We start from the raw sequence: 24,146 nt of genomic DNA, 5'->3' as shown, positions 1-24,146 counted from the left end.
TTCCCCCTTTATTCATTGAGTTTTTTAACAAGAGAGCGTTTTCATTTTGTGTGCTGCCAATCCCTCCTTCTTTTTTTGCTATCTCTATGATATATTGCCTATATGTAAAAAACAATACTTTTTTAACTTCCGTCTAAAAAACATTACTTAAATTATCATCAATTATAGATGAAATACTATTAATACAGACAATCATATTTTAACACAATATTTATTTATTTTTCTCGTAATAAAAACATAATTAACTTTCGCGTATTACACAGGAGCTTTTATGTTTTATCTCGTATACTGAGAGGGTATTCTGTTAGATGCTGTACCGTTTTTCACATCACAGCTGTCCATATGTTACAGACTGATTATAACGAAAAGGAGAGTTGTCATTTGAGTATTTTTTCAAATCATGCACTTACAGGAGAACATGCTCTTGTTACAGGAGCAACGGGGGGAATAGGCTATGAAACAGCCTTACTTCTAGCTTCTATGGGAGCAGATGTTACCATTACCGGACGACGCCAAGCTGCTCTAGAAACATTAAAGAAAGACATTATACAGCAGAATCCTCATGCACAAGTGTTCACTTTTTCTGCTGATATTGGAAAAGAAGAAGACCGCCGTCAACTCGTTGAACGCGCACATGAGCAGCACGGCTTTATCTCATTACTAGTTAACTCAGCTGGGGTGGTAGGCGGCAATGTGGTCGAGAAGCTGACACAATCAGAAATGGAACGTATTATGCACATTAACTACACAGCAACTGTTCTGCTTACTCAGCTTGTTTATGAAAATATGCGTAAGCACCGTAAAGGCGCTATTGTAAATGTTTCATCACTTTCTGGTCTGCGCGGCACCCGAGGCAACACAGCTTATGCTGCTTCCAAATTTGCTCTCATCGGCTTCACTCACTCGATGGCTGTTGAAGCAGTTTCTCACGGCATTCGGGTCAATGCCGTTTGTCCAGGATACGTTGAAACAGAAATGGGAAAACAAGCGATTCAAAACAAAGCAGAGCGTGAAAACCGATCATTTGAAGATCAATTAAAAATAGCTAAAAATAGTATTCCATCCGGCCGTTTAACAGAACCTAAGGAAGTTGCCCATACCATTGCCTATTTATTATCAGAGGCTGGAGCAAATATTGTTGGGGAATCAATCAAAATATCCGGAGGGAGTGTTTTAAGATAAAGCAAATACGAAAAGATATAAGATGACCGTTGATAATCAAAAAGAACATCGCAGATAAGCCTTCTCTTTTAGCAGCATTTTACTGACACTGGATTCTATATTAGCTGCCAAAGCAGAAAATGTTGGCAGCTAATAAGGCACAACGTTATTCTTTTTATCCGCAATTACTTCCTGCTCACAGTTGAAAACGGCCGACAATTTGGTTTAAATGCTTCGCTTCTGTTGACAACTTGGAAGCATCAGAGGTAATTTGCTGTACACCTGCTATTTGCTGGTCCATGCTGCTTACATTTTGTACAACTGAGGTTGTGAATTCATCAGCAATGTTATTTACATCCACCATGATGTTATTTACATTCTTGCCATCTTCCATTAACTTATCGGCAATTTGTACATTTTCCTGGATTGCTTCTCTCGTGTTTTCTGAAGCTGCATGCAGCTGCCTGATAGAGTCTCCTGCTTGCTTCACAACCTTTACGCCTTCTTCGATAACATTTGCACTATTCTTTGCCCGAGAAACAGCACCTCCGAGCTCACTTTTTGTTTTTGTTAATATACTGAAAATATCATTCGCAAATGTGTTCGTATCTGCTGCCAGCTTCTTCACTTCTGCAGCTACTACCGCAAAACCTTTCCCTGCCTCCCCAGCTCTAGCTGCTTCAATGGAGGCATTTAACGCAAGTAAATTTGTTTGATCAGCAATATCTGTAATACTAGCAGCTTTTTTCATCATCTCTTCTGCATCTATAGCAGCCGACTGAATTTGTTTGGTCGAATCTCCAACAGCTTCTTGGATATGATACATTTTTTCTTCTGAGGAGTCTAAAGCTTTTTTACCTTTGTCTGCTTCTCTGCTTGACTCTTCGGATTGTGCGACTGCTTCCAAAATTCCATTTTTCATCCTTATGACGCTTTCTGTCATTTCTTTCATCATTTCTTGAGCGGTTTGCAGAGAAGACGTTTGGCTTTGAGCGCCAGCTTGAAATTCTTGCATACCAGAAGCAAATTGTTCAAATCCTGCAGAAAGCTCTTCTGTTTCTCTTTCTTGCGTACTGCTTATCTCTTTCACCAATTCTGCGGCGCGGTCTATCTCTTTTATCATGTTTGCCATGCCAATCACCATTTTATTTATCTCAAAACCAATTTGGTGAAATTCACTTCGAGACTGATTTTCCACTTTCTTTGTTAATTTTCCGGCTGATATCGCTCTAGTGACACTGTTCCACTGCCTTACAGAAGAAATAACCATATGATAGGAATATGCACCAAAGCCAGCTGCAAAAAGAAGAACGGCAAGACCCGTCCACCACAGCTGGTTTGCTTCTGTGAACAGCACTTGCAGCAAGAAAAGCAGCATCACTGGCAGACACGCTAAACTGAAAATCCAAGGAGCAAGCAGCTTTTTATGTACAACTCTTCCCACTCTTACATTGAATGAATTGCCATCCGGGCTTTTTCCAATGGGACAAGAAGCATCAATGAGTAATTCTCCGGTATTACGTGGATACCATTGTAATAACGATTCTGTTGTTTGTGCTGCTTTTTGACCTACCTCATCAGTAAAAGGCTGGCCTTCCCTCAGCCGGTTCGTATGAAGGTAACTCCAGCCATTTTGATCAACGATGAGCAAATATTCATCGCCTTCTAAAAACTCATCCAGCTTTTCCCGAACTTGGTCGGGGTTGTCTTTGACCGCCCCCGTTTCAACAAAGGGTTTTAATGCTTTTGCCTTGTTTTCTGCCTTTCGCTTTAACGCTAAAGCAGATCTTGATTTTAGAGATGACATCCTTTATACACCCCCCATGATTATTATAATGAAAATTCTAACACTTTTTAATACTTTTTTCATAGAATATGAGACAAAAGTATTAAATTACGCTGGATGAAAACAGGTACTTAAGATATATCATTCCATTTTTCTTCTTGTCCAAAGGGCCGACGTCGGCCAACTGGATAATATTGAATTTTCATTGAATTATTTATGTCTTTTTTGTGAATAATTTGTTACAATATACGTAACAAATTAATGTAACCGTTTACGAAAAAGAGGTGTCGAAATATGGATGTACTGCTCCTTTTTATGGTATTTGCAACTATCTGTCCTTTATTTTTTGCTAAGCGCGGCATGTGGACCCTTTCTCTATTGCAAGGAGCGCTTATGCTTGGAATGTGGGATTATTTTCTCAGCCATTTCACGTCTATGACGCTTTTAAACGCACCAACTTCCATTATTGCTTTTTATGGAAGTCTGCTTCTTGCTGATATCGCCTTAATTATGTTTTTAATTCGCTTTTTCAAAGAAATCGATACGAAAAAGCTGCCTTCCTTTCGTTCTGATTTACGTTCTGAAACGGAATAAATTAATAGTATTTTTACTTGTTCCACGCATTGCATGCGTTTTGCACAAAAAAACAGCCTGTCCCGCAAAAAGATGCTGTTTTAGACGAAATCCGGAACCACAAGCAAACACCACAAACTCGTTCTTCTTGTCATATGCATAAAAAACCCCGTGAGATGCGATTTCCATTCGCTTCACGGGGTTTTTGTATTAATGGTCCATGTGTTCTTCATGCTGTTCGGTATCGGAATTACCACCATGGTCGTGTGTGTAGCCAAATGACATCGTCCAAATCGAACCTGCTACAATAACTACTGCTATAAAAAATCCATATAACATATTACCGGCTTGAATTTTGCCGCTGTCTGTTTCTGTCATGTGCATAAACATAAACAGCTGGATGAATGCTTGAATCACTGCTAAGACCATAATCGCTGTAATAATCCAAGGGACAGGCAAATTCGAACCAACAGCTGTCCACGCTGCTAAGACTGTTAGGACAATCGATCCGATAAAACCAACAATATGCTGTTTTGGGACTCGTTTGGTAAGTTCACTCATTTAGACCACCATCCCAATCAAATATACGCTTGTGAAAATGAAAATCCAAATAACGTCAAGAAAGTGCCAATACAGTCCGACGACGAATACTTTTCTTGACGTGACCGGTGTTAAACCTCGCTGGCGGAGCTGTATCAAAATGAGCACAGCCCAGCTGATACCTAGCAAAACGTGCAGACCATGTGTACCGGTCAAGACGAAAAAGGCAGACCAAAAGGCGCTTGATGGCAGCGAAGCTCCTTCATGGGCATAATGGACAAATTCATATATTTCAAACCCTAAAAAGCCAAGGCCCAATGCGAGCGTAACGATAAGCCAGACAACCAATCCTTTCAGCGACCCGCGTCTCATATGATGAATAGCGATGCCGCATGTAAAGCTGCTTGTTAATAGCAAAAATGTCATTATAAGCACCATTGGCATTTCAAATAACTCACTTGGAGCCGGCGCATCTGCCGTACGGCCAAATAAGACTGCATACGTAGCAAATAGAGTGGAGAACAAAACGACTTCTGCACCAAGAAAGATCCAAAATCCTAAAATGTTCATGCGGCCTTCTTTTGACCGGTATTCAAGCGGTCCAGTGTTTGTATCTGTGTGTGCACTCATTGTTCTCCCTCCCTTGCTTTTTCCTCGGTTCGTTTTATTTCATCTACTGACACGTAGAATCCATCATCATAATCAAAGGAACGGATAACCATGCAAACAATAACGCCTATTAAACCAACAATCGCCAGGGTAATCCACTCCCAGACTAGCGCGAAACTTGCAACAAACATTAAAGCCATCATAATAAACGGAACCCCAGAGTCACTTGGCATATGAATCGGTTTAAGCTTATCTGTTTCATACGTACTGCCGCCGCGTTCTTTCAAACGCCAAAATGCTTCTGAACCGTCAATATGAGGAAGCGTTGCAAAGTTGTAGAAAGGAACAGGAGTCGTTGTTGCCCATTCCAGTGCACGGCCATCCCATGCATCACCAGTTGTTTCGCGTTTGCTATAACGGAAACTGTAATAAATATTGTAAACGAATATCACAAAACCAATTGCCATCAGCACAGCGCCAATGGAAGCTGTCACATTAAGAGGCATCCATTCTGGTTCTATCGTGTACGTACGTCTTGGCATACCTGCTAAACCAAGGAAGTACATTGGGAAGAAACAAATGTTAAAACCAATTACAAAGAACCAAAAACTGATTTTGCCAATTTTCTCGTTTAATTTGTGTCCAAACATTTTCGGATACCAGTATGTTAAACCGGCAAAACAGCCGAAAACGGTACCTGCAATTAATACGTAGTGAAAATGGGCAACTAGAAAGTACGTATTGTGATATTGATAGTCAGCTGCGGCCATTGCCAGCATTACACCAGTGACCCCGCCAATTACAAAGCAAGGGATAAAGGCCAGGGACCACAGCATTGGTGTATCAAAACGAATACGCCCTTTATACATCGTACCGAGCCAGTTGAATATTTTCACACCTGTTGGAACGGCAATTAACATCGTTGTGATAGAGAAGAATGAGTTTACGGCACCGCCGGCTCCCATCGTAAAGAAGTGGTGAACCCAAACCACAAAGCTGAGTGCTGCAATCACAACCATGGAATACACCATTGCTTTATAACCAAACAATTGTTTACGGGCAAATGTAGAGATAATTTCTGAAAAGATACCAAACGCTGGAAGGATAACAATGTATACTTCCGGATGTCCCCAAAGCCAGAATAGATTGGCCCACATCATTGGCATCCCTTCACCGGTCAACGTAAAGAAATGTGAACCGAAAATACGATCAATCGTCATTAAAGCGAGTGCCACCGTTAAAATCGGAAAAGCAAACACAATAATGATAGAGGTGATGAGCGTTGACCATGTAAAGATAGGCATTCTCATCATATGCATGCCTGGAGCCCTCATTTTGAGTATCGTTACAATAAAGTTAATTCCGGTTGCTAATGTCCCGATACCAGACACTTGCAGCCCCATTAAATAATAGTTTTGGGCAGGTCCTGGATTTAAGTTCGCTCCTGCCATCGGCGTATAACTTGTCCAGCCTGCATCTGGAGATCCGCCAATAACAAATGAAATATTAAACAGCAATGCCCCGAAAGCAAACGACCAGAAACTCAATGCATTTAAAAACGGAAATGCTACGTCCCGCGCACCAATTTGCAGTGGTACGATGTAGTTCATTAACCCGATTAAAAACGGCATCGCCATAAATATAATCATAATCGTACCATGCGTCGTGAATATTTCATTATAATGCTGTGAATCCAAAAACTCCATTCCCGGCAAAGTAAGCTGGACACGCATCATCAAAGCGTCTACTCCACCGCGAAAGAGCATTGCTAACGCAGCAATGATATACATAATTCCAATTTTCTTGTGGTCTACTGTGGTCAGCCACTCACGCCAAAGCCAGCCCCATTTTTTAAAATAGGTGAGGACAAAAACAATAGCAAACGATACGAGCACAATCGAAACCATTGCTCCGTATATTAATGGCTGACCCGTTACGAAAAAGTCCTCTAGTAGGAAATTTAGAAGATCCACGCTTTCTCACCCGCTTTCTCTTTGCCCAGGTTATTCATCCTCGACACCTCTTCCGCCTTTGAGATGCAATGGCTCTTCAAAGGCATCTTTATGTCGTTCAATCAAATAGTCTCGTCCTTCATTCGTACCATGGTCCACATATTCTAAGTGCGTTGACGAAAATTCCATTTCTTCCAACAACCCTGGAACAAGCAGTTCATCGTACGTTTCTTGTGTTAACTCTGGTGCCTCGCTTTGCACCTCTGCTACCCAATCACGGAACTCTTCTTCACCTTCGGCATGGACTTCAAATGTTTGCGCTGCAAACCCTGATCCATTGTAGTTAGAGTTTCTGCCTTGATACGTTCCTTCTTCATCTGCTTGCAAGTACAACGTGTTTTCCATTCCAGCCATGTTGTACTTTTGGCCCCCTAATGCAGGAATCCACAACGAAGCCATGGAGTCTGCAGATGACAAACGAAACTCGACGGCACGATCTGTAGGTATGTGTAAGTAATTCACGGTTTCAATCCCCTGTTCTGGATAACTGAAAAACCACTTCCAGTCTGCAGATGTGGCATAAACAACGAGCGGCTCTTTATCACTGGAAGCTTCCGGTGCTTCCTCCAACTCGAAAATAGTCTGCACTGTCGGGATAGACAATGCGGTGACAATAATCAAAGGAATTACCGTCCAAACAATTTCTAACGTTGTATTACCGTGGTGATTTGGGTCATAATCTTTTTCATCACGTCCCGGCCTGTCTCGATATTTCACAATCATATACGTGAATGCGACAAAAACAACAGCCACGATAAATAACATGAGAATAATAGAAAACATAATAAGTTCTTTCTGACTCTCGCCGACTGGACCCTTTGGATCCAAAACGGTTAATTCGGCACAGCCACCTGTTAACAGTAACAGAGCAAAAGCGGGTAACACCGCCCAACGCTTTACTCGTGCATATATCTCTTTCACCTTTCTGCGCCCCTTTCGATAGGTGTTGTTCTCCACTTACGACACTGTATCGACATCTTAGCAAACTACAATTGATTGTGGTGACGACCTCTTCAGTTGTCAGAGAACGCTCACTGAAATGTTTCAAATTACACACAAAATGGTCAAAAAAAATTCAAAGATAGCGCTTCATTAAAAACCACGCAGCTTTTCACAGCCGCGTGGTACCTATACCCATTTCTGTTATTTAATTAAAAGTCAACTTGCATTGGCGTTTTTTTCTATTTTATTTTGTTTTCGCAGTTTCCAAGTTGCATTCGAGCGCGAAGCAGTAAACACCATTAACCCAATCCAGACAATAGCAAAGGAAAGGAGCTGCTCCATACTAAATGGTTCACGGAAAACGAAAATACCTAAAACCAACATGATCGTTGGGGCTAAATATTGCAGAAAACCAACGAGTGCAAAAGAAATCCGTTTTGTACCTGCTGCAAATAACAGCAGGGGAAAAGCTGTCGCAGCGCCAGCTCCCATTAATAAAAGAGCCATTTCTATACTGCCATAAAATACAGCTGCTGGATCATCATTCCACACTATTAAAAATATAAGAGCAAAAGGCGTCATCATAGCGGTTTCTATTGTCAAACCGGTCCATGCCCCAATAGGAGCCATTTTCTTTATTAATCCATACGTGCCGAATGATAACGCCAAACCAAGTGCCGCCCATGGCATATACCCATAATGAAACGTTAATAAAAGTACTCCAGCCACAGCTAAAATAAAGGAGAATACCTCTGCTTTTGATAATCTCTCTTTAAGAAATATCGTCGCTAAGACTACATTAATTAACGGATTAATGTAATAACCTAAACTGACTTCAATCACGCGGTCACTATTTACAGCAAAAATAAAAATAAACCAATTAAGACTGATGAAAATAGCTGCTAATCCAATGGCTGTTCCTTTTCTGAAAGAAGTCAACACGTCACGAATCTCACGCCACACACCCGTCCATTTTCCAATGGCAAGCAAAATAATAAACATGATAACCAAAGCCCATATAATACGATGTGCAAGCACTTCTCCAGCAGGAACACTGCCGACAAGTTTCCAATACAGCGGCAAAAAGCCCCATATAATATAGGCGGCTATTGCAGCCAAAACCCCTTGTAGCTGCTGGTTCTCCTTCATATTTCTCCCTCTATCCATATGTATTTTTTCTATATACATATTTTAAGCTATTGTTATACGGTTATCTAGGCAAAAGCCAAAAGACAGAAAAAACCTTCCTGCTTAAGAGAAAGGTTTATAAACATGTTTATTGTTATGTTATCTTTCTGTACGCGGAGCAGCTGGATCACAATCTGGAGACTTTATATCGGTGGTCTCGTGTAATTTCATTAAATAATAGCATTCTTCCCGCGCCATGTGATCGGCCATTAAAGGCGTTAACGTGCCAAGCATCTCTTTGGTTAACCGCCACTCCTCCATTTCTTTTAAAAACGCACGAAAAATCTGCATCTCCAAATTAACATCATGATTCATCCGCTCAAGAGCCGGAAAACTATTGACATTTGACCGTAAATACCCTGCCATCTCTACAGCTTTTACATAAAATTGGTCAAAATCTTTTTCAAACATTTTGGAGCGTTCTTTCCATTTAGCTTCGACCTTATCAAGTGAATCCGAAATCGCACCAGCATGCCCGGCTGCATCAATTAACCATATTAGATGATGATGAAGCGGATGACACACAGGCGGTAATTCTTGTTTTACTAAGTAATCAAGAATACGCAGGTACTCCTCTGCTTCATTGACCATGTGATTAATAAATGTTGGTGTCAGTTCAATCTTTATCTGTCCTGTTAATTGCGTACGAATGATCTGCAATTTTAAAAAGCGTATGTCTTTTGCAGCTTTTTGCGCCTCTATTGTTAATTCTTTTAATGTCGGGAGGCTTTCATTCGCACGAACTTTTTCCAGTAACTTGTCAAATAATACAATATAGTCTTGTGCCGCTGTTATATAATCCGTTTCTGAAGGAGCAAGGGTATCGTGAAGGAAGCGGGCATGATCACCAAGAATCTGCAGCCAAAATAGATGCTCATCACGAGCAGCTCTTTCCCAGTTATTTTGCAATAGATGACCCTCCTTGTTACACGTTCATCATCTATACCATATGTACGGCACACTTGTCCCAAGAACACTTAAGAAAAGCACAAGTGCCTCGCTTATGAGTGGCAAGCCCCTGGAAAGCCGGGGTATGGAAAACTGATTTTTGCTTTCCATGGACGGACCGAAGGCACCTCGGGCGAGTAGGCAATTTGCGCCAGACAATAGAAAACGCCAAATATTTATCCTTTCTTACCTTATTAGAAAAGCTCGACTTGTCACCGAGTCATTATAGTGGAATCCACAGTTTTATTTATACTGATTTCTCTCAAATTTTTACTATGCTGATCATTCACCTATGCTGACTTTCCTATCCGTGCAACAAAAAAGCCAAGCCTCAACGAGACTTAGCTTTTCGTCCACTTATTTTGCTTGAAGCCGCTTAATTCGCTCATCCAATGGTGGATGGGATGAAAATAACAATGCAACGGACGGCTTATTGTTTATTTTTAATGTTTGCATAGACGTTTGGTTTGTCTCCACTCGATTTACATGCGCTTGTAATGATTTCAGCGCATGTGTCATTTTGTCTTTGCCGGCTAAATCGGCTCCGCCTCGGTCAGCGTGGTATTCTCTGTATCGTGAAAAGCCCATCACGACAATACTTCCTAGAATAGAAAATAATATTTGAAATACAATAATAGCACCAAAATGGACAAATATGCGCATAGCATCATTTTGTACAAACCTTGAAACAATCGCAGCAGCAATACGTGCAAAGAACACAACAAACGTGTTTACCACGCCTTGCAACAGCGTCATTGTCACCATATCACCATTTGAGATATGGGCCACTTCATGGGCAAGCACTCCTTCTACTGCATCCTCGTCCATTGATTGCAGTAAACCAGTAGATACAGCTACTAACGAACGTTTCTTAGAAGGCCCGGTAGCAAAAGCATTTACTTCACGCGAGTGATAAATGCCAACTTCTGGCATATGCATAAAACCGGCACTCCTAGAGAGTCGGTGAACTTTTTCTACTACTGCACGTTCAGCACCTGTACAGTTGTTTGGATCAATAACTTTAACGCCCATCATTTTTTTGGCCATAAACCTTGATAGAGCAAGAGAAATGAACGATCCTGTAAAACCTATGACAGCACTGATAATAAATAATGATCCATAGTTAATGCCGCCGTCTGCTGTATAGGTGGATATATCCACACCAGCCATACGAAGCAGTGTAAACACAATCGTTATCGTGGTAATAACGAGAATGTTGGTTAAAATAAATAGCAAAATTCTTTTGCCCACTTTTGCTGCCTCCATTCTTGTTTAGCATGTCACACTTATCATTGTACGTTTACATGACAAGTGCGTTTCATTTTTTTATTTTTTCACATACGTACTGTTCTACACTTTAAGAAGCTCCCCTTTTTACCATAACGTTTATTTCGCGTATTGGAAAGGAATAGTTTTAATAACAAGCTACGTTTAGAGGAGGATGATGGCATGGCGTATAACGTCGCCCAAAAGCTTATTAACGAACACTTAGTATCTGGCTCTTTAACTCCTGGTGAAGAAATTGGTTTATCTATCGATCAAACGTTAACCCAAGACGCCACTGGTACCATGGTAATGCTCGAATTAGAGGCGATGCAAATAGAGCGTGCAAAGACGGAAGCCTCTGCTCAATATGTAGACCATAACGTCATTCAAGAAGACAGTAAAAACCCTGATGACCACCTGTTTTTAGAAAGTGCTGCGAAACGATTTGGGCTGTACTTCAGCAGACCAGGCAATGGCGTCAGTCACCCTGTTCACATGCAGCGACTGGCTAAACCAGGACGCACGTTACTCGGCTCAGATAGTCACACCTGTGCAAATGGATGCATGGGAATGCTTGCTATGGGGGCAGGCGGCATTGATGTAGCAATGGCTATTGCCGGTGAGCCATTTCATGTAAAAATGCCGCAAATTTGGGGAATTAAGCTTACTGGAAAGCTGCCCGACTGGGTGAGCGCAAAGGATGTTATTTTAGAACTGCTCCGTCGACATGATGTAAAAGGCGGTGTTGGGAAAATCATGGAATACTACGGTCCTGGTTTAGATGAGCTGAGTGCGATGGACAGACACGTTATCGCAAACATGGGTGCCGAACTGGGAGCCACCGCCACTGTTTTTCCTTCTGATAAAGAAATTAAACGTTTCTTAAAGAGCCAAGGACGTGAAGATGATTGGATGGAACTGACAGCTGATCAAGGAGCGGGCTATGACATTGATGAAGAAATAAACTTATCTGAGTTAGTTCCAATGGTTGCAAAACCGTCCAGCCCCGGTAATGTTGTTCCGATTGACCAAGTTGCCGGCGAAGAGATTTATCAATCATATGTTGGTTCTTCCGCCAATCCAGGCTATCGTGATTTTGCCGTTGCAGCAGAGATTGTGAAAGGACAGCAAATTGCCAGTGGTGTTTCATTTGATATTAACCCTACTTCAAGACAAATGTTAACTGATTTGGTAGAGAATGGGCATATCGCCAGTTTACTGTCATCTGGTGCTAGACTTCACCAAGCCGGATGTAACGGATGTATCGGAATGGGGCAGGCTCCAGCAACAGGACGAAACAGCTTGCGTACCACACCTCGCAACTTTCCAGGCCGCTCCGGAACACGAGAAGACAGCGTTTTTCTCTGCAGTCCGGAGGTCGCTGCTGCATCTGCATTAAAAGGGAAAATCACCGACCCGCGCACGCTTAATATGAAATATCCGAATGTGAAAGATCCTAACAAACCAACAGTGGATTTTCGATTGCTCGAAGAACCGCTCCCACCAGAAGAAGCCAAAAAAATCGATCTGCATAAGGGGCCGAACATTGCCTCTCTTCCTGCCATGGAAACACTTCCTGATGAGCTCGAAGTGCCTGTGCTTTTAAAAGTCGGCGATAACTTCTCGACAGATGAGATTTTAGCAGGTGGAGCGCGTGTTCTGCCTTACCGAAGCAACTTACCAGAAATCAGCAAGTTTACCTTTGAAATTTTAGATAAAGATTATTACAACCGAGCCATGGCTATTAAAGATAAATCAGGCCATGCCATCGTTGGCGGATCTAACTACGGCCAAGGGTCCAGCCGTGAGCACGCTGCTCTTGCACCAAGATATTTAGGCCTTCGCATAGTTTTTGTTAAAGACTTCGCCCGGATTCACTGGCAAAACCTTGTGAACTTCGGAATTTTACCGCTTACCTTTAAAGACAAATCCGACTATGAACAGTTAGAGTCTGGCGATGTCATTGTCATGAAAAACATTCGTGAATCGATTCAATCAGGAAATGAACTGAGCGCCTCGATTAAGAACAAGAACAAACAAATAACAGTTGCCCATGCATTATCTAAACGACAAGTGGATATCATGTTAACAGGAGGACTTATTAATTGGGTAAAAGAAAAGCAGTAGCAGAAACTCCCTTAAAGGAGCGAAACAGTCATGAATCTTCATGAAAATACATGCCGTGCCTGTGACGGCACTGGGCTGTTAATGGATGACGAACAATGGAAATATACATGCAGTGTATGTGGTGGAGACGGTATTTTGCAAGCAGGAGAAAAACCAGAGCCTGAAACAGCGTTTGATGTTGATGAAAATAACCGAACCTTAGAATAAAACAGTTCGCAGCTGGCTGATGGGCCAGCTGTGACATCCTGATCACAGAAAACCAAAGACCTCACAATTGTTGAACACATGGATTGTCCAAAAACATGATACGCCTTCGGGAAAAGCAAGAACTGAAGATCCACCGGCGAGGGATTTTTCGCCGGTTCACTGAAGCCTTGCCCGGCGGCAAAGAAGACACAGTAAAAGCACGCAAAGCGTCGCTGGAATGGATGCCGCACTTGTAATCGAAGTGGTTCGAGCGAATGTATTTTTGTACTACCTGCCCTTTTACGCCGAAAATCCCCACAATAGTGAGCGCCCTCTTTATTTACTGGGTTTTGTCCCAGCCACATTATGTTTAAAGAAGAGATGGAACAACACCATTCCCACCTTTCAGTCATGCTTTATTTATAGTATTATCTATAGAAGCGGTTCTTCACGAGCAGCTTCCTTTTTATGCATGGAAAGTCACCAATAAAGGAGTCTAGACATGTTTCTTTCAGATGAGCTTATTGCTACATGTCAACAACGGATGGAACCTTTTGATTGCGAAGGTTTTTTATATGGACGAGGCAGTTTAAACCCGCGAATAATGTTTGTTGGCGAAGCGCCGGGAGAAACTGAAATACATAATGGTATTCCTTTTAGCGGGAGAGCCGGAAAAGAATTTGACCGCTATCTTACATATTTAAATCTCGACCGTAATGATGTCTATATTACAAGCGCTGTTCGCAGCAGGCCGTTCAAATGGAAACGCTCCTCCCAGAACATATTGCGTAAATATAATCGTACACCTAATCAGAAAGAAATTGCTGCTCATGCACCAATCCTGGATGCAGAAATCAAACACACGGCGCCGCCTGTTATTGCACCAATGGGAAGAATTGCTTACTGGAGGCTGCTCGGAACATCACCGCGAATGCAGGAAGTGACTGGTATTCCCATTACTTCACCCATTCGTTATTTAGCGGACTGGGAGAACAATATGTACCAATTCAGCGAAAAAGCCTTTACGATTATTCCGATTTATCACCCAGCAGCGATTTTGTATAATCGCCGGTTAGAACCTAGTGTTTTTGCTCATTTAGACGTGATTAAACAATATATAGAAGGTAAATGAGTTATACCGCGCTTTATTATATGAAAAAGACAGGTGTATGAATCGCCTCCATACACCTGTCGTGTTTTTTTAAGAACGATGCTGCTGATCGTGAACTTCATCTTTGATTTCTTCACGCATGCCTTCTATTGCTCGTTCACGGCGTTGATTTTTTTCTTCAATCCGCCGTTTATCTGTTTCGCTCAGCTCATCAGCATGTGCTTTGGCGAAGTCACGTGCTTCATTTAGATTTTGCATCGTGTGGCCAATGTTGTTTTCAATTCTTTCGGCGTTATTGGAACGATCGTCCGGTTTTGGTTTGTGCAATGCTCTTCCCTCCTTTACTTTCGAGGTTTAGTATGCCTCGCAAACATAAAGGATATAAGCGTTATTTAACATGAATCCGCAACAAATATTTGAATATTTCTACAGTTATTTTGTAGGATGTAGTGTAGGCTAATAAAAGGAGTGATATCATGGATACGTGGTTAACAATGGACACGTGGCTCGGCGACGTTGTTAGTGTCAGCAATGACATTTTATGGACGTATATTCTTGTTGGGCTGCTTTTGTTTTTAGGTGTCTTTTTTACCATTAAAACTCGATTTGTGCAATTTCGAATGTTAAAAGAAATGGTGGTTTTGCTTTTTAAAGGAACTGACCGCACCAATTTTAAAAAAAAGCAAGGGACCACTGCCTTTCAAGCCTTTACAATCTCAACAGCAGCTCGTGTAGGAACAGGGAACCTTGCTGGTGTCGCACTAGCTATTACAGCCGGCGGGCCAGGTGCTGTGTTTTGGATGTGGATGATCGCACTTGTCGGGGCAGCTACCGGGTTTGTCGAAAGTACATTAGCACAAATGTATAAGGTAAAAGATAAAGACGGCTTTCGCGGCGGACCTGCTTACTACATGGAAAAAGCACTTGGCATGCGTTGGATGGGTGTATTGTTTGCGATTTTGATTACTTTGTGTTTTGGTCTCATATTTAATGCTGTACAAACAAATACTATTTCACAAGCATTCACAGGAGCATATGACATTCATCCCGGCTGGATTGGCAGTGCTATTGCTGTATTAATCGGGATTGTCATTTTTGGCGGGATTCGCCGAATTGCAGTTGTGGCGGAGTTTGTCGTTCCTTTTTTTGCCATCATTTATATTATTGTGGCTCTCATCGTTATGATTCTAAATATCGGAGCTATGCCTGAAGTGATTTCCCTCATCGTCAGCAACGCATTCGGCCTTCAAGAAATTGCCGGAGGCGGCTTAGGTGCTGCGGTTATGAATGGTGTGCAGCGCGGCTTATTCTCAAATGAAGCCGGTATGGGGAGTGCACCAAATGCTGCAGCAACAGCGCATGTTAGTCATCCTGTAAAACAAGGGTTAGTCCAAACACTTGGAGTATTCACTGATACATTAATTATTTGCAGTTCCACTGCATTTCTTATCATTTTATCTGGTACGCATACTTCTAGTGCATCCGACGGCATTCAGTTAACACAATTAGCTCTTAACACACATTTAGGCGACTGGGCGCAAACATTTGTTGTTATCGCTATTTTCTTCTTTGCGTTTAGTTCATTACTAGGAAACTATTATTACGGGGAAGCCAACATCGAATTTATGTCTGAGAATCCTGTCTATGTTCAAATCTTTCGTATTGCTTTTTTAATCATGGTAATGGTAGGTGCAATGAGCGAATTACAAATTATTTGGGCATTAGCAGACGTCTTTATGGGATCAATGGCACTTGTCAACTTAATTGCTATCGCTCTGCTTACAAGAATTGCCTTGCTTGCACTGGATGATTACCAAGAACAAAGAAAACGCGGAAAAGAACCTGTCTTTTACAATGACAGCATACCAGGATTAAACAATATTGAAGCATGGAATAAAAAACCTAAGCGCTCTAATGATAAATAATGAAAAGGGCAGAAAAAGAGTTGTTCAAAAAGAACAGCTCTTTTTTTGCACTGTTGGAAAAGAACAGCACGTCGAGGAAAACCGCACACACGCAGCGCGGCAATCCAGCGGCATCTGAAGGCTCACTTGGTGCCAGCTGCGTCTTCTTTGACATTTTTTCATATGAAATTCTTCTGTAATAACTAGTCTCCCTATCTATCACATGGTATCCTAATCACAGGTTATTTTTTGGTATATATATCCTTTGAAACAATAAAAAGGAAAGGAGGAGAGCATATCATGTGGAAGAAACCCTTTTATTACATGACTATTGCTTTAGCTGTCGTTCTATTGCTTCCAATAAACAATGCAGAAGGTTTTAACGATGTATCATCAGACTATTGGGCAAATGAAGAAATCACGTTTCTACATGAACAAGGAATTGTAGACGGCCGCCCTTCTGGCAACTACGGTCCAGAAGAAAACGTGTCGCGTGCTCAAGCTGCAAAAATGATGACAAACGCACTGCCGTCTCAACATCCAGCTCCCGGTACCCCTACGTTTACTGACGTTAACACTGATTTTTGGGCATTTCATCATATTGAAGAAGCCAGTGCGTTAGAGGTGTTTACAGGAAAGGAAGATGGACGGTTTGACCCTAACGGTGACATTTCACGGGCACAAGTCGCTGCTGTCATCGGCAGAGCTTTCTTTGAAGAAGAATCCGTAGAAGCGGAGCAAAACCTTGCTTATGAGGATATATCCTCCGATTTTTGGGCCAGTACATACATATCAGCGTTAGCAGAACATCATATCATCGAAGAAGCATCGTATTTCAGGCCAAATGAAAAGGCGACAAGAGCAGAATTATCCGCTTATCTTGCCCGCGCCATGCAGCACCAATCCGACGTGCCTGACTATACAGAAGAGAACAACACTCCTTCTAGTGAGGACTTAGATGAAAAAAACATTGAATTTGAGGGCGAAGTGAGTGTGGATGGCACCTTAAATGCTAGAACAGGTCCAGGTATGGAATATGAAACAGATACAGAATTCAATGACGGCACCGCTATCGACATTTATGAAACAAACGGCGAGTGGTTAAAGACAGAACATAATGGCAAGTGGGTGTATGTGTATCATTCATATGTTACAAATACAGACGAACAAAATCCTGATGATACAAATACCAGCACTCCGCCAAATCAAAATAATGGAAACAATGAAGAAACGATTGCCCTTGGAAAGTCTACTGTTGATGATTTAAACATTCGTCAACAAGCAAATGCTGACAGTGAAAAAGTAGGCACGCTCAATGAAGACGACATCGTTGAAATATATGATTACGCCAATGAAGATTGGGCACTCGTCAACTACCAAGGAAGCAAAGGGTATGTTCACCGTTATTATCTCCTTGAAAAAGATCCGGAAAAAAATAGTCTGGCAGAGCAAACGATTGTCATTGATGCCGGTCACGGCGGACATGACAGCGGAGCAGTCGGTAATGGGTTAATCGAAAAAGAAGTCGTTTTAGACGTATCATTAGAAGTTGAGGAACGTTTGCAAGATGCAGGTGTTGACGTCGTCATGACGCGGCGTGATGACACATTCTTAGAATTGAACGAAAGAGTGCAAATAGCAGAGAATGAAAACGCCGATTCATTTGTAAGCATTCACGCCAATGCAGCTTCTCCAACGGCAGAAGGTGCGGAAACGTTTTACCATACGAACTATGAAGCAAAAGAAAGTGAAGCTTTAGCAGCTTCTATTCAAAAAGAACTAGTCGAACAAACTGAAATGAGCGACAGACGTGTCGCAGCAGGGAACTTTTTTGTCATTCGAAACACAACAATGCCTAGTACACTGATTGAATTAGGATTTCTGACAAATACCCAGGACGCCAGTCGTATGAAGCAGACAAATTATGAAGAGATAGCAGCAGACGCTGTGTACGATGGTATCGTGAACTATTATGAATGGTAAAACACATCGACGAGGCAGGATTTTCAGCATCCCTGCCTCGTTGTTTTAATTATAGGTAAGAAAGTACGTCAACAAAAGAGCTAAAAGCAGAACCATTAATATGCTGGTAAAAATAATAGGCAGATTTGAAGAGCGGTACTGTCCACTGTTAATGGTTCGTCTGTTCTTTATATATATATAAGAAGAAATCGATATAATAACAATGCCTATCACAAAAGCAATAGCACTGATAAGAATAGCCATAAATTCTTCATAATAGCCGCTTAACGGCGTCGTAAAATGAAGACTTGTCGCAAAAAAGCCTACCCCCATAATCGCAATCGATGTGCGTATCCATGCCAAATACGTTCGCTCATTCGCCAAGTGTTGTTGAATATACTGTGAATCTACCGTCTGCTTTTGTTCTCTTCTCATTCTTTTCACCCTCTTCTTTCTACGAAAAGAGAATTAAATTTACCCCTGATATCCCGACAATAATGCCAGCAATTCTCTTCACATGCTCTTGGGACAACTTCTCGAGCCACATCATGCCAAAACGTGTACCTAATAACACACTGACAACGCCGATAAGGAAATAGTAAATAAAGTCTATGTTAAAGTCTCCGCTTACACCATGCATAACCACCGTTACAACATTTGATACGACAAATGCAGCTTGTAAATTCGCTGTGTACGCATATTTATCTTTACAAGCAATAAGAAAATAAAAAACAAAAAACGGCCCTCCCACTACAAACAAGCCGCCAATAAATCCGCCTAAAAACCCTAAAACTAGAGGTAGGACGGAAGACTTCTGCCGCTTCTCTTCGGACCCTTTTGGCATAAAGATGTACACAACCATAGCAATTAAAACAAATCCTAGTAGTTTTTTTAATACATCCATATCTCCGAAGTTGTGCAGAATGAAAAAAGCTCCCAACCTTCCAACCACAGCTGCTGCCAGTAAATATAGCAACGTTTGTATATGTATATGCTTATACACTTTCATAAAAATACTCAGAGAAGTAATCAGAGCTAGTGAAACAACTAGTAACGTGCTGTCCTTTACTGTAAATAAAAATGGAAGAAAGCTCATCGCAAACAGGCCAAACCCGAAACCACTGGCTCCTTGCAAAAAACTTCCTAGAAATAATACGAGAGAAACAACCAATAAATCGATGAGCATAACAAAATTACCTTTCTTATCATATGCTTTTTTCTATCATACCTAAAAACAAGAATCGGCGGAAAGAAATAGAACGATGTAATACCGTTCTGTTTTTTTCCGCCCCACATCTCGTATTAAAAAACGTCAATCACAATTGCTACGGCAATCAACAACTGCAGAAGTAATTGAATGTTTGCCGCTAATTGTGTATCAACCTTTTCAATCGTGACTTCCCGACTATTTTCTACCACGATGTTTTGATACGTTAACTGTTTAATTTTAGCTGTTTGAATCAATTCTTGTGTGAAACGATCCGCTTTCTCTGAATCACCAATCGTAATTGTTACTAGAATCAAGATAACCGCTTGCAAGCCGGCTTGCAGACTTAACGCTGCTTTTAATTCTGTCATTTCTATCGTTACATCACAAGAATCTACAATATGAATAGACTCTTCTGACAACTGTAACGTTTTGTTGCTTTGTTCTCCTGATTGTGTTCGGCTTCTTCTTCTAGGCTTACAATCTGAATGGTCCATAGAAGGATCTAGAGCATCCCAACGCCTTTTTCTCGTTCTTGCCATTTTAGTCCCTCCTTTCTACTATACCCTATGCATTCTTTTGTTTCTCGTCTAGACGAACCTAGTAGGAGAATCGTTTATTTTTCTATTCTGCTTGATTGTTTGCTTCTTCACTGCTTACCGTGTATTGCTTTTCTAAAAAATCATGGACGCTTTCTTCAATTTCTTCAATGACTTCTCGTAACTGTTCTTTTTCTTCCTCCGTTAAATCAATCGATTTTAAATCAACACCATGTTTTTTCAATAACCGGCGTACTAACAGCTGCGTTAATTTAGGGTTTTGTTTCATGGTTCTCACCCTCCTTTTCTCATTTCTATAAATTATATGGGAATGAAAGGAACCTAGTGTGGTGAGACAACTATGAAACATAGATTAAATCACAAAATGGGGTTATGTCTATTAACTAACTGTACACCCCAATATCATTAATATCTGCCTTTACGTGTACATGAACATTTATCTGAGGGTACACTTTATGCCAATCCATGCCGTTCCACTGCTGATAGGACAGATGATTTTTCACTCGTCTTCCTAAACCAAGGCTGTCCACCTGCTTTGCTTGCAATTTCTGTATAACACGCTGAGCACGCTTTTCTACTGATTGTCCTAATTGCTGCTCCAGCTCATGCAAACCTTTATCCTCGGTAATATCTAACGGCCCATTATACTCCAACAATGCTCCTTTAATATGGACGTTTATGTCAATGGTTATATCTTCTGGATTATCTGCTTTCATCACATTTATGTCCTGCTTGTTGCGAATGGAATCAAACAATAGCTGCACGTTTTTTTCTATTCGATCGTCCTCCAGCTGCAAATGCACAGCACCAGCACTGAAGTTTCCGTGTAAAAAGAAAAATATTCTTGCATCAACCGGGTCGATTTTATCAACGTATGTATCCCCGCGAAACAGCGCAATACCATCAAGCGCTATTTTATCGTCCCCTCTTTTTATTAAAGGAGCTATCGGATCGATTCCTTTTTCATATAAGTCTCGTGTAAATTGATGCAGCCTTGTCTCTGGAGCCATGTGCAGTCTTGACTCTTTTTCAATTAAAGCATCCAAGTATTCACTCACTTGTGGATGCTGGGTGTACGGTTCACTTAACAATTCATAAGCCTTTCCGCGTACAACACTTACCTTTACCCTCGTTCCAAAAATCGGATCACGGTTCATCGTATTAATTTGTTCTAACACACCGTTTTTTGCCGTCTCCTCGCCAAACAATACATTACGGAGCTGGCCATTTTCAATTTGTCGGTTAGACTGCCGCGATAAACTTAACATCGCTTCCTTATCGCTGTCAGACTTCGTTGTTAAAAATTCACGATCATTCGCTGCGTCTGGCTCAATTTGCGGAACAACCGCTGATATTAAAAATTCGCTTTGTTCTTCAGTCATATCCAAACCTAACGCTTGAACAAAACCAACATTTTCAACAATATGCTGATCTGTACAGCCCACAAGAAAGATGAATAAAGCAAGCAACACACACTTTTTCACGTCTTCACCTTCTTTCTCCCAAGGAGAAACAAAATAAACAACGGCAGAAGAAAAGCAACTGCCATTTCTGCTCTGCCAGCCCAAGAAATAGCTTGTTCCATTTCTTGTCTAGTGCTGAAAGGAGACATGCTAATAACTGATAACAAAATGATTCCCATATGAATATAAAACACATTACTCACTCTAAACATGTGCTGTATTACCTCACTGCTCATCCAATAGAAAAACGTTACGGTAACAAGTGCTTTGACTAAGAACAAACTATACACAAGATTTTCCACTCGAATTAAAAATGGGAACTCTATGTAGCTGAAAAAATGCAGGGTTGGGTAGATGACATGTTTTAACTGTTCAAAACTATAAAATCCCATACATAACACAGTCGTATACACAAAAATCAACGTAGTAAAGCCATTACCAATATAAAACGAACGAAACAAACGTGAATGCTTTGTAATATAGGGAATTAACAGCAAACACGCCTCATAGCCTAAAAAGCTGCTGTAAATATCAAACATCCCGCCAATATCAAATGGTTTTTCCGCTTCTTTAAAAAGAAACATCGTTAAGCGGTCAAAGGAAAACTCATGCCACACAAATGCGGTCAGCATAATCGTAATCGCTGCTAACATAAAAAATACAGACGATACCCTGACTATTTTATAGACAGGATACATCAGCAAAAAAACCGGCATACTTAAAAACATCATCAATAAATAGTAGTGCGGGGTCGTTGGAAAAGAAATAATTTGTATAATAAAAACATATTGTTTTGCAATTACTATCGCGACAAACGCCCACACACAAGCAATGACTAGATACAGCGGATACCTTAACCACCCAGGCAGCGCATCATTTAAAAGGTCAAATATCGGCTTTTCGTTTCCTTTTTCATAAACCAGCTGAAAAAGATAAATATTGACCATCACCAACCCGCTGAACAACAGCAGCATCACCCATCCGTTTGTTCCAAATACTTCTGCCACTTGACGGGGCAGACTGAATAAAAGAACAGAAGACTGCAGCATATACGTAAGGAAAATTAAATGAATAGGATGAAGTTTTTCCGTCTCAAAACTGTTCATATGTACCTTCTTCCTGACGTTTTGTTGTTTCGCTTGTTCGTCCGCAATGCCTGGTTGGAACGTTCCTGGAACCGCCAAAACGGCAAGCGCAGCACAGCATTGGCTAAATCTTTTGGATGCAGCGGCACAAGCGGATTAAAGTATGGCGTAGAAAGGTTGCTCAACGTGCTTAAATGTATTAACAAAAGTGTCACCCCAATAATCAGGCCAAAATTACCGAGGATACCGGCAAGAAAAATTAAGCCAAACCGGGCAATCCGTAACGCAGCGCTCAGCAAGTAACTGGGCATGACAAAGGAAGCAATGGCTGAAATCGCCACAGCAATAATTAACGTATTACTAACAAGCCCTGCCTGCACGGCTGCCTGGCCAATAACAATACCACCGACAATACCAATAGTCTGCCCAATCTTTGTCGGAAGCCTCGCCCCAGCCTCCCGTAATAATTCCAGCGTTCCCTCCATTAACAACGCCTCAATTAATGGGGTGAACGGTACACGGTTTCTCGATTCTGCTAATGATATTAATAAACTTTCGGGAATCATTTCATAGTGAAATGTGGTAACAGCTACATAAAAAGCAGTAAATGTCAGCGTAATTAAAAACGCTAAAAATCTCATTAAACGCGTAGCAGAACCAATCAGCCAGCGCTGACTTAAATCATCCGGTGAGTGAAAAAAATCAAAAAAGTTAGCCGGCGCGATAAATGAAACCGGACTGTTATCAATAAACCCTGCCATTTTGCCCTGGCTCAAGTGCGATATAACAATATCAGGACGTTCTGTAGACAGATATTGCGGAAAAAAAGAATAAGGATGATCATCAATCAACTGCACAAACATCGGTGCATCCGTTACAATATCAATATCTATCTCTGTAATTCTCTCCGTCAGTCTTTCAAGCAGCTCTTCATCCACTAACCCCTCTATATACAAAATAGCTACGTCACTTCTAGAAACATCTCCAATCGTAAACATTAACACCTTTAACTTTGGTGATTTCAGCCTTCGCCGAATGAGCGAAAGGTTAACATATAATGATTCAATAAACGCATCATGGTTGCCCAGAATCGTTGTTTCCGTCTCAGAGGGCCGGATGGAACGTACTTCTGGACCATATAAATTGACAGCCCACGCTTGATGACGCCGGTAAAATAAAATAACGCAGCCTTCCATTAACTCGTCTACAAGGGTTTCGCTGTTATCAATTGCCTCAAATTGCGTATTACGTAAAAAGGATGCTGCATCATTTTCCGCAGTAAATTTTAACGGTGAGAGCACTTCACGCTCTAATGCTTGTTCATCAATTAAATGAGGAAAATACAAAAGCGTAAGATCTCGTTTTTTTATCGAATATTGTTTCACATCCGCACAATGATCAAGCTTTTTCATTGTTTTTTGAAATAATGACTGATGGTTTTCTTTACGTGCATTCTTTAATGCAGCCGTTTCTATAGGAGATCGCTTTAATCGGTTGGTTCTTTTCATTCATTAGA

The 24,146-nt window shown here is 41.2% G+C and carries 24 protein-coding genes; 8 read left to right on the top strand and 16 right to left on the bottom strand.

Annotated features, from left to right (window positions below; translation table 11 throughout):
• The first annotated feature begins 381 nt into the window (after positions 1–381).
• Complete coding sequence (locus BLT18_RS12075) at positions 382–1,182, top strand: SDR family NAD(P)-dependent oxidoreductase (RefSeq protein ID WP_091274360.1); 801 nt, start codon at positions 382–384, stop codon at positions 1,180–1,182.
• A gap of 175 nt (positions 1,183–1,357) precedes the next feature.
• Here BLT18_RS12075 and BLT18_RS12070 read toward each other — a convergent pair whose 3' ends face one another.
• A complete protein-coding gene (locus BLT18_RS12070; RefSeq protein ID WP_091274358.1) occupies positions 1,358–2,968 on the bottom strand; it encodes a methyl-accepting chemotaxis protein in 1,611 nt (536 codons plus the stop codon).
• 273 nt (positions 2,969–3,241) lie between these two features.
• On the opposite strand from BLT18_RS12070, the gene BLT18_RS12065 reads away from it, so the two are divergent.
• The gene (locus tag BLT18_RS12065; protein ID WP_091274355.1) at positions 3,242–3,541 is read left to right on the top strand and encodes a hypothetical protein; all 300 of its coding nucleotides are present in this window, start codon (positions 3,242–3,244) and stop codon (positions 3,539–3,541) included.
• Positions 3,542–3,730: 189 nt separating this feature from the next.
• Here BLT18_RS12065 and qoxD read toward each other — a convergent pair whose 3' ends face one another.
• The 7 genes from qoxD to htpX all read right to left on the bottom strand — a co-directional run bounded on the left by qoxD (position 3,731) and on the right by htpX (position 11,010).
• A complete protein-coding gene (gene qoxD, locus BLT18_RS12060) occupies positions 3,731–4,081 on the bottom strand; it encodes a cytochrome aa3 quinol oxidase subunit IV (RefSeq protein ID WP_091274353.1) in 351 nt (116 codons plus the stop codon).
• Entirely contained in the window at positions 4,082–4,690 is a 609-nt protein-coding gene (qoxC, locus tag BLT18_RS12055; RefSeq protein ID WP_091274350.1) for a cytochrome aa3 quinol oxidase subunit III, read from the bottom strand.
• The gene (qoxB, locus tag BLT18_RS12050) at positions 4,687–6,576 is read right to left on the bottom strand and encodes a cytochrome aa3 quinol oxidase subunit I (protein ID WP_091274347.1); all 1,890 of its coding nucleotides are present in this window, start codon (positions 6,574–6,576) and stop codon (positions 4,687–4,689) included. The genes qoxC and qoxB overlap by 4 nt, the downstream gene beginning before the upstream one ends.
• Positions 6,577–6,672: 96 nt before the next feature.
• Positions 6,673–7,593 (bottom strand): cytochrome aa3 quinol oxidase subunit II, encoded by a 921-nt coding sequence (gene qoxA, locus BLT18_RS12045; protein WP_091274395.1) that lies wholly within the window; start codon positions 7,591–7,593, stop codon positions 6,673–6,675.
• Positions 7,594–7,839: 246 nt separating this feature from the next.
• Positions 7,840–8,772, bottom strand: coding sequence for an EamA family transporter RarD (rarD, locus tag BLT18_RS12040; RefSeq protein ID WP_091274345.1), 933 nt, complete (start codon positions 8,770–8,772; stop codon positions 7,840–7,842).
• Positions 8,773–8,910: 138 nt separating this feature from the next.
• Complete coding sequence (locus tag BLT18_RS12035; RefSeq protein WP_091274341.1) at positions 8,911–9,720, bottom strand: DUF2935 domain-containing protein; 810 nt, start codon at positions 9,718–9,720, stop codon at positions 8,911–8,913.
• Positions 9,721–10,116: 396 nt separating this feature from the next.
• A complete protein-coding gene (gene htpX / locus BLT18_RS12030) occupies positions 10,117–11,010 on the bottom strand; it encodes a protease HtpX (RefSeq protein ID WP_091274338.1) in 894 nt (297 codons plus the stop codon).
• A gap of 198 nt (positions 11,011–11,208) precedes the next feature.
• On the opposite strand from htpX, the gene BLT18_RS12025 reads away from it, so the two are divergent.
• The 4 genes from BLT18_RS12025 (at position 11,209) to BLT18_RS12020 (ending at position 14,470) form a co-directional block, all read left to right on the top strand.
• The gene (locus BLT18_RS12025; protein ID WP_091274336.1) at positions 11,209–13,152 is read left to right on the top strand and encodes an aconitate hydratase; all 1,944 of its coding nucleotides are present in this window, start codon (positions 11,209–11,211) and stop codon (positions 13,150–13,152) included.
• A gap of 30 nt (positions 13,153–13,182) precedes the next feature.
• Positions 13,183–13,359, top strand: a complete 177-nt coding sequence (locus tag BLT18_RS18250; RefSeq protein WP_175487491.1) for a hypothetical protein — start codon at positions 13,183–13,185, stop codon at positions 13,357–13,359.
• Between the two features lie 95 nt (positions 13,360–13,454).
• Entirely contained in the window at positions 13,455–13,595 is a 141-nt protein-coding gene (locus tag BLT18_RS18245; protein WP_175487490.1) for a hypothetical protein, read from the top strand.
• A 245-nt stretch (positions 13,596–13,840) separates the two neighbouring features.
• Entirely contained in the window at positions 13,841–14,470 is a 630-nt protein-coding gene (locus BLT18_RS12020; RefSeq protein ID WP_091274334.1) for a uracil-DNA glycosylase, read from the top strand.
• 69 nt (positions 14,471–14,539) lie between these two features.
• Here BLT18_RS12020 and tlp read toward each other — a convergent pair whose 3' ends face one another.
• Positions 14,540–14,776 (bottom strand): small acid-soluble spore protein Tlp, encoded by a 237-nt coding sequence (tlp, locus tag BLT18_RS12015; RefSeq protein ID WP_091274332.1) that lies wholly within the window; start codon positions 14,774–14,776, stop codon positions 14,540–14,542.
• A 149-nt stretch (positions 14,777–14,925) separates the two neighbouring features.
• On the opposite strand from tlp, the gene BLT18_RS12010 reads away from it, so the two are divergent.
• Entirely contained in the window at positions 14,926–16,374 is a 1,449-nt protein-coding gene (locus tag BLT18_RS12010; RefSeq protein WP_091274330.1) for an alanine/glycine:cation symporter family protein, read from the top strand.
• Positions 16,375–16,653: 279 nt separating this feature from the next.
• Positions 16,654–18,336, top strand: a complete 1,683-nt coding sequence (locus BLT18_RS12000) for an N-acetylmuramoyl-L-alanine amidase (protein WP_091274325.1) — start codon at positions 16,654–16,656, stop codon at positions 18,334–18,336.
• 45 nt (positions 18,337–18,381) lie between these two features.
• Here BLT18_RS12000 and BLT18_RS11995 read toward each other — a convergent pair whose 3' ends face one another.
• The 7 genes from BLT18_RS11995 to BLT18_RS11965 form a co-directional block, all read right to left on the bottom strand.
• Entirely contained in the window at positions 18,382–18,750 is a 369-nt protein-coding gene (locus BLT18_RS11995; protein ID WP_091274322.1) for a YidH family protein, read from the bottom strand.
• 19 nt (positions 18,751–18,769) lie between these two features.
• Positions 18,770–19,501, bottom strand: coding sequence for a sulfite exporter TauE/SafE family protein (locus tag BLT18_RS11990; protein WP_091274319.1), 732 nt, complete (start codon positions 19,499–19,501; stop codon positions 18,770–18,772).
• Positions 19,502–19,617: 116 nt separating this feature from the next.
• The gene (locus tag BLT18_RS11985) at positions 19,618–20,064 is read right to left on the bottom strand and encodes a spore coat protein (protein WP_091274318.1); all 447 of its coding nucleotides are present in this window, start codon (positions 20,062–20,064) and stop codon (positions 19,618–19,620) included.
• Positions 20,065–20,146: 82 nt separating this feature from the next.
• Positions 20,147–20,350: a hypothetical protein gene (locus tag BLT18_RS11980; protein ID WP_091274315.1), complete on the bottom strand. Its 204-nt coding sequence runs from the start codon at positions 20,348–20,350 to the stop codon at positions 20,147–20,149.
• Between the two features lie 115 nt (positions 20,351–20,465).
• Positions 20,466–21,566: a Ger(x)C family spore germination protein gene (locus BLT18_RS11975; protein WP_175487489.1), complete on the bottom strand. Its 1,101-nt coding sequence runs from the start codon at positions 21,564–21,566 to the stop codon at positions 20,466–20,468.
• The gene (locus BLT18_RS11970; protein ID WP_091274392.1) at positions 21,563–22,651 is read right to left on the bottom strand and encodes a GerAB/ArcD/ProY family transporter; all 1,089 of its coding nucleotides are present in this window, start codon (positions 22,649–22,651) and stop codon (positions 21,563–21,565) included. The genes BLT18_RS11975 and BLT18_RS11970 overlap by 4 nt, the downstream gene beginning before the upstream one ends.
• Complete coding sequence (locus tag BLT18_RS11965) at positions 22,648–24,138, bottom strand: spore germination protein (RefSeq protein ID WP_091274311.1); 1,491 nt, start codon at positions 24,136–24,138, stop codon at positions 22,648–22,650. The genes BLT18_RS11970 and BLT18_RS11965 overlap by 4 nt, the downstream gene beginning before the upstream one ends.
• Between the last annotated feature and the right edge of the window lie 8 nt (positions 24,139–24,146).

The sequence above is a fragment of the Alteribacillus persepolensis genome, assembly GCF_900099605.1.
GTDB lineage: Bacteria > Bacillota > Bacilli > Bacillales > Marinococcaceae > Alteribacillus > Alteribacillus persepolensis.
Note: the sequence above shows the minus strand (reverse complement) of the source record. Positions and strands in the feature narration are given on the sequence as shown.

What these genes read in the sequence shown, in the direction of transcription:
- qoxD (WP_091274353.1), bottom strand. Translation starts at nt 4,081, where the DNA reads ATGAGTGAACTTACCAAACGAGTCCCAAAACAGCATATTGTTGGTTTT.
- BLT18_RS11965 (WP_091274311.1), bottom strand. Translation starts at nt 24,138, where the DNA reads ATGAAAAGAACCAACCGATTAAAGCGATCTCCTATAGAAACGGCTGCA.
- BLT18_RS18250 (WP_175487491.1), top strand. Translation starts at nt 13,183, where the DNA reads ATGAATCTTCATGAAAATACATGCCGTGCCTGTGACGGCACTGGGCTG.
- BLT18_RS12070 (WP_091274358.1), bottom strand. Translation starts at nt 2,968, where the DNA reads ATGTCATCTCTAAAATCAAGATCTGCTTTAGCGTTAAAGCGAAAGGCA.
- qoxC (WP_091274350.1), bottom strand. Translation starts at nt 4,690, where the DNA reads ATGAGTGCACACACAGATACAAACACTGGACCGCTTGAATACCGGTCA.
- BLT18_RS12065 (WP_091274355.1), top strand. Translation starts at nt 3,242, where the DNA reads ATGGATGTACTGCTCCTTTTTATGGTATTTGCAACTATCTGTCCTTTA.
- BLT18_RS11995 (WP_091274322.1), bottom strand. Translation starts at nt 18,750, where the DNA reads ATGAGAAGAGAACAAAAGCAGACGGTAGATTCACAGTATATTCAACAA.
- rarD (WP_091274345.1), bottom strand. Translation starts at nt 8,772, where the DNA reads ATGAAGGAGAACCAGCAGCTACAAGGGGTTTTGGCTGCAATAGCCGCC.
- BLT18_RS18245 (WP_175487490.1), top strand. Translation starts at nt 13,455, where the DNA reads ATGATACGCCTTCGGGAAAAGCAAGAACTGAAGATCCACCGGCGAGGG.
- BLT18_RS11970 (WP_091274392.1), bottom strand. Translation starts at nt 22,651, where the DNA reads ATGAACAGTTTTGAGACGGAAAAACTTCATCCTATTCATTTAATTTTC.
- BLT18_RS11990 (WP_091274319.1), bottom strand. Translation starts at nt 19,501, where the DNA reads ATGCTCATCGATTTATTGGTTGTTTCTCTCGTATTATTTCTAGGAAGT.
- qoxB (WP_091274347.1), bottom strand. Translation starts at nt 6,576, where the DNA reads ATGGTTTCGATTGTGCTCGTATCGTTTGCTATTGTTTTTGTCCTCACC.
- BLT18_RS11980 (WP_091274315.1), bottom strand. Translation starts at nt 20,350, where the DNA reads ATGAAACAAAACCCTAAATTAACGCAGCTGTTAGTACGCCGGTTATTG.
- BLT18_RS11985 (WP_091274318.1), bottom strand. Translation starts at nt 20,064, where the DNA reads ATGGCAAGAACGAGAAAAAGGCGTTGGGATGCTCTAGATCCTTCTATG.
- BLT18_RS12010 (WP_091274330.1), top strand. Translation starts at nt 14,926, where the DNA reads ATGGATACGTGGTTAACAATGGACACGTGGCTCGGCGACGTTGTTAGT.
- BLT18_RS12025 (WP_091274336.1), top strand. Translation starts at nt 11,209, where the DNA reads ATGGCGTATAACGTCGCCCAAAAGCTTATTAACGAACACTTAGTATCT.
- BLT18_RS12020 (WP_091274334.1), top strand. Translation starts at nt 13,841, where the DNA reads ATGTTTCTTTCAGATGAGCTTATTGCTACATGTCAACAACGGATGGAA.
- BLT18_RS12000 (WP_091274325.1), top strand. Translation starts at nt 16,654, where the DNA reads ATGTGGAAGAAACCCTTTTATTACATGACTATTGCTTTAGCTGTCGTT.